Annotated in this window: 4 protein-coding genes, 1 tRNA gene and 1 rRNA gene; 4 read left to right on the top strand and 2 right to left on the bottom strand. The window is 71.6% G+C overall.

The features are described 5' to 3' along the window. Both rrf and L1885_RS16820 read left to right on the top strand, forming a co-directional pair. Positions 1-79 (top strand): 5S ribosomal RNA (rrf, locus tag L1885_RS16825); the annotation flags it as partial. A 243-nt stretch (positions 80-322) separates the two neighbouring features. Next, positions 323-398: transfer RNA gene (locus L1885_RS16820), tRNA-Thr, on the top strand. Positions 399-559: 161 nt separating this feature from the next. On the opposite strand, the gene L1885_RS16815 is transcribed toward L1885_RS16820, so the two are convergent. Continuing rightward, on the bottom strand, positions 560-1,441 hold the full coding sequence (locus L1885_RS16815) for an SDR family oxidoreductase (RefSeq protein ID WP_235797936.1): 882 nt from the start codon (positions 1,439-1,441) through the stop codon (positions 560-562). 158 nt (positions 1,442-1,599) lie between these two features. Between L1885_RS16815 and L1885_RS16810 the strand changes: the two genes are divergently transcribed. After that, the gene (locus L1885_RS16810; RefSeq protein ID WP_235797937.1) at positions 1,600-1,995 is read left to right on the top strand and encodes a winged helix-turn-helix transcriptional regulator; all 396 of its coding nucleotides are present in this window, start codon (positions 1,600-1,602) and stop codon (positions 1,993-1,995) included. Positions 1,996-2,125: 130 nt separating this feature from the next. Here L1885_RS16810 and L1885_RS16805 read toward each other — a convergent pair whose 3' ends face one another. Further along, a complete protein-coding gene (locus tag L1885_RS16805; protein WP_235797935.1) occupies positions 2,126-4,777 on the bottom strand; it encodes a SpoIIE family protein phosphatase in 2,652 nt (883 codons plus the stop codon). 270 nt (positions 4,778-5,047) lie between these two features. Between L1885_RS16805 and L1885_RS16800 the strand changes: the two genes are divergently transcribed. Next, on the top strand, positions 5,048-10,067 hold a 5,020-nt coding region (locus L1885_RS16800; RefSeq protein WP_235797934.1), incomplete at its 3' end, for a HAMP domain-containing protein.

Raw genomic sequence — 10,067 nt, 5'->3', positions numbered from 1 at the left:
TCCGAACCCGGAAGCTAAGCCTTACCGCGCCGATGGTACTGCAGGGGGGACCCTGTGGGAGAGTAGGTCGCCGCCGAACAATTGTTGTGGGAAGGGCCCGTGCCGGGATGGTACGGGCCCTTTCTGCTTTCCAGAGCAACTTTCCGGGCGCCAGGACTCCCGGACCCCCGGAGCCCGGTTCGCTCCCCGACTCCCGCGCTCTTCCTCGTTCCGCGAAGTCCCGTTCCGCGACCGGCACTTCCCCGTGTCGTCCGACCCGGGCCCGGCCGGCGCCCTGGTTCTGCGGCCCAGGGAGGTCGGGTATGCTTCTGCTTGTCGCTGCGCCCCAATAGCTCAGTCGGCAGAGCGTCTCCATGGTAAGGAGAAGGTCTACGGTTCGATTCCGTATTGGGGCTCCACTCGGAAAGGCCCCCGCCACAGGCGGGGGCCTTTCCCAGTTCTGGCGCTCTCGCCGTGACCGATGTCCTTGCCCGCCGTCGCCGGTGGCGCCGTCGGCTTCCGCTCAACGGCGAACCGGCAACTGGCATCCAGCGGCTCAACGGCCCAGCCGCTCAACGGCTCAGCGGCCGTCGAGCGTCGCCAGGGCCTCCCGGATCGTGCGGGCGAGCGGCGTGGTGGGTCGAGCCAGCAGGCGGGACAGGTCGCCCGGCGTACCCGCCAGCCGGCCCCGGCTGATCGCCGCGTCCACGTCGACCAGGATGTCCGCGACGGCCTCCGGGAGCCCCGCCGCCACCAGCGCCGCCCGATGCTCGTCGGCCGTCATGATGTGGTGGACGACCGTGCGGCCGGACTGGCGTGACACCTCGTCGGCGAATTCCTCGAACGACCAGGCCGCGTCGCCGCTCAGCTCGTACGCGCGGCCCAGGTGCCCGTCCTCCCGCAGCACGCGCGCCGCGGCCGCCGCGTAGTCCGCGCGCGGCGCCGTGGCGATGCGGGCGCCCGGCACGGTGCTCGACGCGACCGCGCCGCGGTCCAGGATGCCCCGCAGGTCCGCCGTGAACGACGGGGCCTCCGTGTACCAGTTGTTGCGCAGGAACGTGTACGGCACGCCCGCGTCCAGGATCAGCTGCTCCGTCTCGCGGTGCTCAGCCGCCAGCAGGAAGTCCGCGTCCGGCCCGCCGAAGACACCCACATACGCGAGCTGCGCCACCCCCGCGGCCCGCGCCGCGTCGATGACCGTCGCGTGCTGCGCCGTGCGCCGGCCCAGGTCGGTCCCCGAGATCAACAGGACCCGGTCGCCGGAGCGGAAGGCGTCCGCGAAGGACTCCGGGTCGTCGTAGTCGGCGACGTGCACCCGGACACCGTCCGCCGCCAGGTCCTCCGCCTTCTCCTTGCTGCGGGCCACCGCGGTCATGCCGTCCGCCGGCACCCCTGCCGCCAGTAGATCGGCCACGACCAGGCGCCCCAGCTGTCCCGTCGCCCCGGTGATCACGATGCTCATCGCGTACGTCTCTCCACTTCGGAAGGCTGCTCGAATCCGGCGGCACGTCCGTGCCGCACTCAGTCACCGTAGGGCGGGTACACATCTTTTCGTAAGTACCCACTTTGAAGTAAGGTACTGGTGTGAACGTGAGTGAGAAGTCCCAGGTCGGACGGTTCATCGCGGAGGGGACGCCGGCGCGGGGCAGCGCCGACGGGCCGAACGTGAACCGGGTGGAGTGCCCCTCACGGCTCGTGCTGGAGCACGTGACCAGCCGGTGGGGCGTACTGGTGCTGGCCGCGCTGCTGGAGCGCTCGTACCGCTTCAGCGAACTGCGCCGGGAGGTGTCCGGCGTCAGCGAGAAGATGCTGGCCCAGACCCTCCAGACCCTGGAACGGGACGGTTTCGTGCTGCGGGACGCCAAGCCCGTCATTCCGCCCCGCGTCGACTACTCCCTGACGGACCTGGGGCGGGAGGCGGCCCAGCAGGTCTGGGCGCTGGCGCGCTGGGCCGAGGGCAGCCTCAAGGACGTCTTCCGCGCCCGCGACGCATACGACGAGGCGCGCGTCGGCTGACCGCCCGTCCCGGCCGGGGCGTCGACGGGCGCGCCCCGGTCGCTGCGGAGGAACCGCGTGCCGCCGTCGCCCCGGCGTCGCCGCCGGATCGCGCCGCCCCCGTGGCGGCGCGTACGCCCGCCGGGGACGCTCAGGCGTGCGGCTCGGGCACGCGCAGCGCCACGATGGCCATGTCGTCCGAGGCGGGCGCGGCGGCGAAGCGTTCGACCGCGCGCAGGATGCGAGCCGCGACCGCGCCGGCCGTCAGGCCCGTACACGTCGCCAGGACCTCGGCGAGCCCGTCGTCGCCCAGCATCCTCGTGCCCTCGCGGCGCTCCGTCACGCCGTCCGTGACGCACAGCAGGACGTCGCCCGGGTCGAGCGTGACGGTCTGCTCGTACAGTTCGAGGTCGTCCATCACGCCCAGCAGCGTCTGCGGTTCCGCCGCCGGCTCGACCGTGCCGTCCTGCCGCAGGCGGAGCGGCAGCGGGTGGCCCGCGCACACCATCTGCAGTTTGGCGCTGCCGTCGTCCTGCGGCCGCAGTTCGCCGTACAGCAGCGTCAGGAAGCGGCTGCGGGGCCCCTCGTCGAGGATGGCGGCGTTCAGCCGCTCCAGTACCGCCGGGCCGCCGAGGCCCTCGCGGGCGAGCAGCCGCAGCGCGTGCCGCGCGAGGCCCGTGACCGCCGCCGCCTCCGGGCCCGTGCCGCAGACGTCGCCGATGGCGAAGCCGTACGTGCCGTCGCTGATGGGGAACAGGTCGTAGAAGTCGCCGCCGACCTCGTTGCCCTCGCCCGCCGCACGGTAGATGACCTCGACCTCGACACCGGGGATCACCGGCAGCTCCGGCGGCAGCAGGCTGCGCTGGAGGGACTGGCTGATCGCGGTGCGCTCCGAGTACAGGCGCGCGTTGTCGAGCGCGAGGGCGGCCCTGCGGGACAGGTCCTCGGCCAGCTCCAGGATCTCCTGGCGGAAGTGGTCGTCCGAGGGCTTGCCCAGCGTCAGCATGCCGATGACGCGGTTGCGTGCGACGAGCGGCAGCACGACCGTTTCGCCGCCCACCGCCGCCGCCGTCGCCAGCGACGGCCCCACACCCGAACCGGCCCTCGTCGAGCCGCTCGTGAGCTCCCGCATCGAGGTGCGCAGCGCCGACTGGTGCGCGGCGTCGGCGGGCGCCGTCCACAGGCGGGCGCCCGGCGTCGGGACGGGCTCCGGCGGGCTGATCTTCGTGAGCAGCGCCTTCAGGCCGTCGATGCGCTCCTCGTCCTCGTGCAGGACGAACGACAGCTCCGGCTCCGAGGACTGGTCCGCGATCGTGTAGACGGCGCACCACGTGGCGAGCGTGGGGACGGTCATCTGCGCCATGAGCGCGAGCGTCTGGTCGCGGTCCAGGGTCCCCGCGAGCAGGTCCGAGGCCTCGACGAGGAAGGACAGCGAGCCGCGGCGCAGCCGCTCCAGCTCGCCGAGCCGCGCCGACTCGACGGCGAGCGCGATCCGGTCGGCGGCGAACTGCAGCCGCAGCGCCTGCTCGTTGGAGTAGCGGCCCGGGGCCTCGGAGGCCACGCCGAGTGAGCCGGTGAGGCGGCCCTCGACCTTCAGCGGGACGGTGACGACGGAACGCATGCCCGTGCCCGCGAGGAGCGGCACGGCACCGGGGACGGCGCCGAGGTCGTCGTGGACGGCGGGCAGCCGGGCGGACCCGTAGCGGCCGGTGCCGGCCTCGACGGGCACGCGCGCGAAGCGCTGGCGCGCCGAGGGCAGGCCGGTGGTGGCGCGCACCTCCAGCTCGGTCTCGTCGTCGGTGGCGAGCAGGAGGAACGCCGCGTCGGCGTCGAGCATGTCGCGGGAGCGCTCGACGGTGCGCTGGAGGAGGCCGTCGAGGTCGTCGGGGGCGGGGGAGCCGATGAAGACCTCGAACGGGTCGGCGGTGCGGTTCTCGCCGTGGTGCTCCTTCGACGCCTGCCGCGGGGGCGTCTGGATGACCGCGCGCTCCGTGTCCCGCACGAGCAGGCACACCGTGGAAGGCTCGCCGCGCGTGTCCCGGACGCGCAGGTGGGAGGCGTACACGGGGACGACTCTGCCGTCCGCGCCGCGGATGCCGTAGCTGCCCTCCCAGCGCGAGAGCTGCAGCGCCTCCACGACGCCCATGCTGATGCCGGGGGTGTGCGGCCACGCCGCGAAGTCGGTGACGGGCTTGCCGACCGTCTGCTCCGCCGCGTAGCCGAACAGCGCCGTCGCGTCCTCGTTCCACCCGGAGACGACGGCGTCCTGGTCGACCTGGATCACCGCGACGCGGACGCGGTCCTCCTCGGCGACCGGCAGGAGCGCCGTCGGGAGCGCCGGGCCCGCGGAGCGGGTGCCGACGGGCCGCTCGGGCATGTCGAGCTGGAACCAGACCTGCTTGTAGGAAGGGGTGTACTCCACGCCCCAGCGCGAGGCGAGGGCCGCGCACAGCAGCAGACCCCGGCCGTGCTCGCTGTCGAGGTTGCCGAACGACTGGCCGGTGGCCTGGACGGGCACCTCGCGTTCCGGGTAGCGGTCGGCGACCTCGACCCGCACCCCCTCGCCGGTGCGCAGGCAGCGCACGTCGGCGGCGGTGCCCGCGTGGATGACCGCGTTGGTGACGAGTTCGCTGGTCAGGACCACCGCGTCGTCGACGACGTCCGAGCAGCCCCAGCCCTGGAGCGTGTCCCGCACGAAGGCACGGGCGGCCGCGACGGACCGCCCCTCGGGGTCGAAGGTGGCAGCCGCCCGCGCGGTGATCACAGAACTCCTCGTAAGCGTTTCCACGCCCGGCTCCGCCATGAAACGGCCCCGCCCCTCCCGGTGCCCGGTGTAGTACGTCGGTCACACCGCCCCTTGCCGGGCGACCGGGACGGGTGGACAGCCGTATGCCAGGTTACTTACCTTCGCTGTCCCGGGGGATGCCGGTCGGCTCGGATTCCGTCCTTCGAGGATGCGACGCTGTAGGTAGCTGCCGAACTGTTATCACCTGGTTCGAGCAGGGTGAAACACTGGGCAGGCTTCCGGTGAGAAACCGGACGGTACGGTCGACCCCCCTTGGAGGGACACGCGGTGGAGTCTGGCGTGGCAGCGCGCGGTGATCGCTCGCGCGCGAAAGGCGGACGGTCCCGGAGCGGCGGGACGACCGAGGTGGACTCGGCGGCCCTGAACAGACTGCTGACGGGTCTGGTCGCGATGCGGGACGGCAACTTCCGCAAGCGCCTGACCGTGACGGGCGACGACACGATGGCGGAGATCGCCGCCGTGTTCAACGAGGTCGCCGACCGCCACCTGCACCTGACGGGCGAGGTCGCCCGGGTGCGCCGGGTCGTCGGCCGCGAGGGCAAGCTCACGGAACGGCTGGAGACGGGGACCTGCGAGGGGTCCTGGGCCGCCGCGATCGACGCGGCGAACGCGCTCGTGGACGACCTGGCCCGGCCGGTGTCCGAGGTGGGCCGCGTGCTGTCGGCCGTCGCCGAGGGCGACCTGGCCCAGCGGATGGACCTGCGTTCGCCGGGCGAGGGCGCGCACGGGACGGTTGCCGAGCGGCCCTTGCGGGGCGAGTTCCTCAAGGTCGCCCGTACCGTGAACAACCTCGTCGACCAGCTGTCCGCCTTCACGGACGAGGTGACGCGCGTCGCGCTGGAGGTCGGCACCGAGGGCAAGCTCGGCGGCCAGGCGAAGGTGCGCGGCATGGCCGGGTCCTGGAAGGACCTGACGGACTCCGTCAACACGATGGCGTACCGGCTGACGGCGCAGGTGCGCGACATCGCCCTGGTGACGACGGCCGTCGCGAAGGGCGACCTGTCGCGCAAGGTCACGGTGCACGTGGCCGGCGAGATGCTCCAGCTGAAGAACACCGTGAACACCATGGTGGACCAGCTGTCGTCGTTCTCCTCCGAGGTGACGCGGGTGGCCCGCGAGGTGGGCACGGAGGGCGAGCTCGGCGGGCAGGCGGAGGTCGCAGGCGTCGCGGGCGTGTGGAAGGACCTCACCGACTCCGTCAACACGATGGCGACGAACCTGACGAGCCAGGTGCGCGGCATCGCTTCGGTGACGACGGCCGTCGCGAACGGCGACCTGTCCCGGAAGGTCACGGTGAGCGCGCGCGGCGAGGTCGCGCGGCTCGCGGACACGATCAACCAGATGACCGAGACGCTGCGGACGTTCGCCGACGAGGTCACGCGCGTGGCGAGCGAGGTCGGCGCGGAGGGCCTGCTCGGCGGGCAGGCGCAGGTGCCGGGCGCCGCGGGGACGTGGAAGGACCTGACGGACTCCGTCAACACGGTCTTCCGGAACCTGACCACGCAGGTGCGCGACATCGCGCAGGTGACCACGGCGGTCGCCAACGGCGACCTGTCGCAGAAGGTCGAGGTCGAGGTCGCCGGCGAGATGCTGGAGCTGAAGAACACCGTCAACACGATGGTGGACCAGCTCCAGTCGTTCGGTTCGGAGGTGACCCGCGTCGCGCGGGAGGTCGGCGTCGAGGGCCGCCTCGGCGGTCAGGCGCACGTGCCCGGCGCGGCCGGCACCTGGAAGGACCTCACCGACTCGGTGAACAACGCCTTCCGCAACCTCACCGGCCAGGTGCGCGACATCGCGCAGGTGACCACGGCGGTCGCCAACGGCGACCTGTCGCAGAAGGTCAAGGTCGAGGTCGCCGGCGAGATGCTGGAGCTGAAGAACACCGTCAACACGATGGTGGCGCAGCTCTCCAGCTTCGCGGACCAGGTGACGCGGATGTCGCGGGACGTGGGTTCCGAGGGCCGCCTCGGCGGTCAGGCGCGCGTGCCGGGTGTCTCGGGCACGTGGAAGGAGCTGACGGACTCCGTCAACTTCATGGCCGGCAACCTGACGAGCCAGGTCCGGCAGATCGCGCAGGTGACGACGGCCGTGGCGCGCGGCGACCTGTCGAAGAAGGTCGACGTCGACGCCAAGGGCGAGATCCTCGAGCTGAAGAACACCATCAACACGATGGTCGACCAGCTGTCGGCGTTCGCCGACCAGGTCACCCGGGTGGCGCGCGAGGTGGGCACCGACGGCCGGCTGGGCGGGCAGGCGCAGGTGCCCGGCGTGGCCGGGGTGTGGCGGGACCTGACGGACTCGGTGAACGGCATGGCCGGGAACCTGACGGACCAGGTCCGCTCCATCGCGCAGGTCGCCACGGCCGTGGCGCGCGGCGACCTGTCGCAGAAGATCAGCGTCGACGCCCGGGGCGAGATCCTGGAGCTGAAGTCGACCCTGAACACCATGGTCGATCAGCTCTCCAGCTTCGCCGACGAGGTCACGCGCGTGGCCCGCGAGGTGGGCACCGAGGGCGAGCTGGGCGGCCAGGCGGAGGTCAAGGGCGTCGCCGGTACGTGGAAGGACCTCACGCAGTCCGTCAACTTCATGGCGAACAACCTGACGTCGCAGGTCCGCAACATCGCCGAGGTCACCACCGCGGTGGCCATGGGCGACCTGTCGAAGAAGATCACGGTCGACGCGAAGGGCGAGATCCTCGACCTGGTCACCACCGTCAACACGATGGTCGACCAGCTGTCGAACTTCGCGGACGAGGTCACCCGCGTGGCGCGCGAGGTCGGCACGGAGGGCATCCTCGGCGGCCAGGCGCGGGTGCGGGGCGTCGTCGGCATCTGGAAGGACCTCAGCGACAACGTCAACACGATGGCGAACAACCTGACCAGCCAGGTGCGCAACATCTCGCGGGTCTCGTCCGCCGTCGCCCACGGCGACCTGACGAAGAAGGTGACGGTCGAGGCGCGCGGCGAGGTCGCCGAACTCGCCGACACCGTCAACACGATGGTGACGACGCTGTCGTCGTTCGCGGACGAGGTCACCCGGGTCGCGCGGCAGGTGGGCACCGAGGGCGAGCTGGGCGGCCAGGCGCGCGTCCCGGGCGTCTCGGGCACCTGGAAGGACCTCACCGACTCGGTGAACCTGATGGCGTCGAACCTGACCGGGCAGGTGCGGCAGATCGCGACGGTGACCACGGCCATCGCGAAGGGCGACCTGACGCGGAAGATCGACATCGACGCGCGCGGCGAGATCCAGGAGCTGAAGAACACCGTCAACACGATGGTCGACCAGCTCTCGAACTTCGCGGACGAGGTCACGCGCGTGGCCCGCGAGGTGGGTACGGAGGGCATCCTCGGCGGCCAGGCGCGCGTGCGGGCCGTGGACGGCACGTGGCGCGACCTGACCGAGTCGGTCAACGAGATGGCCGGCAACCTCACCGGCCAGGTGCGCGCGATCTCCAACGTGGCCACGGCGGTGACCCGCGGCGACCTCGGCGTGAAGATCGACGTGGACGCGGCCGGCGAGATCAAGGATCTCCAGGACTACATCAACACGATGATCGCCAACCTGCGCGACACCACCATCGCCAACGAGGAGCAGGACTGGCTGAAGGGCAACCTGGCCCGCATCTCCGGCCTGATGCAGGGCAGGCGCGACCTCGACGACGTGGCCTCGCTCATCATGAGCGAGCTGACGCCGGTGGTGTCCGCACAGCACGGCGCGTTCTTCCTCGCCATGCAGACGGGCACGGGCCCCGAGCTGGGCGCCGACCCCGGCCGCGACGGCAACTTCGAGCTGTGCCTGCGCGGGAGCTACGGCTATTCGGCGGGCTCGATGCCGACCTCGTTCCGGCCGGGGCAGGGGCTCATCGGCACGGCGGCCGAGGAGAAGCGCACGATCCAGGTCAACGTGCCGCCGGGCTACCTGAAGATCTCCTCCGGGCTCGGCGAGGCGTCCCCCGCGCACGTGATCGTGCTGCCGGTGCTCTTCGACGGGAAGGTGCTCGGCGTCATCGAGCTGGCGTCCTTCCAGCCCTTCACGCAGATCCAGCGCGACTTCCTCAAGCAGATCGCGGAGATGATCGCGACCAGCGTCAACACCATCAGCGTCAACTCCAAGACGGAGGTGCTGCTGAAGCAGTCGCAGGAGCTGACGGAGCAGCTGCGGGAGCGCTCGGCCGAGCTGGAGAACCGGCAGAAGGCGCTCCAGGCGTCCAACGCCGAACTGGAGGACAAGGCCGAGCTGCTGGCCCGCCAGAACCGAGACATCGAGTTCAAGAACACCGAGATCGAGGACGCCCGCCAGGTGCTGGAGGAGCGTGCCGAGCAGCTCGCGGTCTCCATGCGCTACAAGTCGGAGTTCCTCGCGAACATGTCGCACGAGCTGCGCACACCGCTCAACTCGCTGCTCATCCTCGCGAAGCTCCTCGCGGACAACGCCGAGTCGAACCTGTCGCCGAAGCAGGTGGAGTTCGCGGAGACCATCCACGGTGCGGGCTCGGACCTGCTCCAGCTGATCAACGACATCCTCGACCTGTCGAAGGTCGAGGCGGGCAAGATGGACGTCAGCCCGACGCGGATCGCGCTGGTGCAGCTCGTCGACTACGTGGAGGCGACCTTCCGCCCGCTGACGGCGGAGAAGGGCCTCGACTTCTCCGTACGGGTCTCGCCGGAACTGCCGGCGACCCTGCACACCGACGAGCAGCGGCTCCTCCAGGTGCTGCGCAACCTCCTGTCGAACGCGGTGAAGTTCACCGACTCGGGCGCGGTCGAGCTCGTGATCAGGCCGGCCGGCGCGGACGTCCCGATCGCGATCAGGGAGCAGCTGCTGGAGGCGGGCTCCCTGAACGAGGCCGACGGCGACCTGATCGCGTTCTCGGTCACCGACACCGGCATCGGGATCGCCGCGAGCAAGATGCGGGTGATCTTCGAGGCGTTCAAGCAGGCCGACGGCACGACGAGCCGCAAGTACGGCGGAACGGGCCTCGGCCTGTCCATCAGCCGGGAGATCGCGCGGCTGCTCGGCGGCGAGATCCACGCGGCCAGCGAGCCGGGCCGCGGCTCCACCTTCACGCTGTACCTGCCGCTGAACCTCGGCGAACTGCCGCCGCAGGGCTACTCGCAGGCGTCTTCGCCGAACCGGGAGGCGGCGGCGCAGCGCGCCGTGGAGGCCCCGGCCGGGGTCGAGGCGCCCGAGCGGCTGCCGGAGCTGCCGGCGGCCCAGCCGCAGGAGGCCACCGGGTCGGGTACCGGCACCGGCCGGGCGCCGGCCGAGCGGGCACCGGGACGCCCCG

This window comes from Streptomyces fuscigenes, assembly GCF_021556455.1.
Taxonomy (GTDB): domain Bacteria; phylum Actinomycetota; class Actinomycetes; order Streptomycetales; family Streptomycetaceae; genus Streptomyces; species Streptomyces fuscigenes.
The sequence above is the reverse complement of the archived record's forward strand: the minus strand, read 5'-3'. Positions and strand labels throughout refer to the sequence as shown.